Origin of the sequence: Ruminococcus sp. RTP21359st1_H3_RTP21359_211015 (assembly GCF_040909065.1) — a bacterium.
Taxonomy (GTDB): domain Bacteria; phylum Bacillota; class Clostridia; order Oscillospirales; family Ruminococcaceae; genus Hominimerdicola; species Hominimerdicola aceti.
On the sequence record NZ_JBDGDD010000072.1, the window covers coordinates 1 to 2075 of the forward strand.

Annotated in this window: 3 protein-coding genes; 1 reads left to right on the forward strand and 2 read right to left on the reverse strand. The window is 39.9% G+C overall.

The annotated features are described in order from the left end of the window. On the forward strand, positions 1–260 hold a 260-nt coding region (locus AB5Z01_RS13635), incomplete at its 5' end, for a hypothetical protein (protein WP_368365615.1). A 28-nt stretch (positions 261–288) separates the two neighbouring features. On the opposite strand, the gene AB5Z01_RS13640 is transcribed toward AB5Z01_RS13635, so the two are convergent. After that, positions 289–1445, reverse strand: a protein-coding gene (locus AB5Z01_RS13640; RefSeq protein ID WP_101883037.1) for an IS3 family transposase whose coding sequence is annotated in 2 segments (ribosomal slippage) — positions 289–1196 and positions 1196–1445 — 1158 coding nt in all. Because the reading frame shifts where the segments join, the coding sequence is not laid out codon by codon here. A 72-nt stretch (positions 1446–1517) separates the two neighbouring features. Next, on the reverse strand, positions 1518–2075 hold a 558-nt coding region (locus AB5Z01_RS13645; protein ID WP_368365616.1), incomplete at its 5' end, for an IS3 family transposase.

The window sequence follows — 2075 nt, forward strand, 5'->3', positions numbered from 1 at the left end:
CCACATTCATGGTCTGCCGTATGGATCAGCACATCAAACATGGTGGTATAAAACATGGAAATCAAAAAATTAAAAGACGGATCGTTGTCTGGCATGACCAAAAACTGTTGTGGTCAAGCATTTTTGTAACACTTATGGCTAATAAAATCGGTGGATTGCAGTTTGGAATCTATCGGAACTGTCAGATTTCATCAAGGGTGTTTCACACCGCTGTCGCAGCTTTGCCCTTGACAAAAGCTAACCGTTCCGATTTTGAGTAATCAAGCAATCTGCTCGGGCAGCCCTTTTTTATCCTGCGATTCGTGCCTGATATGGCGTACGGTAACCGTTGGAGCTATGCGGGCGTACATGATTGTAGTGGACATAGGAAAATTCCTCCACTGCTTGGTAGAGTTCTTCCTCTGTTTTGAACTCATACAGATTTGTGCATTCATTCTTCAGTGTATTGAAGTAACGCTCCATCGGTGCATTGTCATAGGGATAACCTGCTTTGCTCATACTCTGCGTCACATTCACTGACTTGCAAAAATCAGTAAATGCCTTAGATGTATACTGTGAGCCCTGATCGGAATGCAGGATCAATTCTCCTTTGATAGCTGGCTGAGAATCCAATGCTTTCTGTAGAGTGCGGATGGCAAGATCACTGGTGATGTGCCGATCCGTTATGCTGGCAATGACACTTCTATCATGAAGATCAATAATACTGCAATTGTATCTCACATCATGGTTCTTCAAAAATAAGTATGTGAAATCTGTGCACCATTTTTGATTGATTTTATCCGACATAAAATTCTGCTGAAGTTTGTTTTCAAACACCTTGTGTGGTTTTCCCTGTTCATAATCTGTTTTTTGGGGACGAACGATGGATCTCAGTCCCAACTCCGCATTCATGTACTTATGTATGGTTGCAGGGCTGTAGTGATATCCCTTACGTGCCAGATAGACTGTCATGCTCCTGTAACCATCGACACCATTGTGTTCATGATAGATTTCATGAATCTGTGCCTGGACTTCTGCTTTATGGGCGTGATAATCCGCCTTCCGGTGTTTCCGGTAGTTATAGTAAGCGTTCGGATAAATTTTCAGCCGTCTAAGCAGCCAGCGGATACCGAATGTCTCATGATATTGGTCAATAAATCGATAAGCCTCTAATCGATTTCCTTTGCGAAGAATGCCGCTGCTTTTTTTAAGAAGAGATTCTCCTTTTTTGCTTCTTCCAATTCCTTACGGAGACGGAGGTTTTCTTTCATAAGTTCCAGATCATTAGGAGCATCTGGATTCTGCTGGGCTTTTGTATGGCATTCTTCGCTAAATTCAGCACACCATTTGGAGATACTGGCTTTTGATACACCATACTCTGCAGTGATGCTTTTGTAAGTACGTCCCTCTTCGATATGAAGGCGAACGATTTTCTTTTTAAATTCAGGTGTGTAACTTTGTGACATAATACTTCCTCTTTTCTCTGTAAGATGATTATATCTTATTAGCCACTTCTGTTACAACTTTATTATAGCACTTCAAGCATTGTCTATCGTATCAAACACCAAAGCATTGTAGTTCTTATCACGAATAACATACGAAACAATCCGTCTATCATATAGGTCCAGTATTGCACTTAGATAAACTTTATGCTTTTCAATCCCAATATAATAATGGAATTCTGTCACATCAGTGAGCCATTTTTCATTTGATGCTTTGGCAGTGAACTCCCGATTAAGTATGTTTTCCGCTATATACTGAGGGTTTGCAGCCTGTCTTGTGCATCCGTTGTTAGAATACTTGACAGTTGATTTTATATTAAGTTTACGGCAAATGCGTAGTACACGTTTATCGTTTACATCAATACCATGATATCGTTCCAAATCATCTCTGATTCTTCGATAGCCTTTATCCGGTGAGTCTGTATGAATCTTTTCTATCTCGTCAGCAATAAGCCTATTCTTTTGCTCACTTTTAGGAATTTCTCTGTGTAGCCATTTATAATAAGCTGCTCTAGAAACATTACCAAGTTTACAAAGTGCAGCAACTGAATAATTATGATCTTCATGTTCTTCTTTGATTGCCTGATATATATG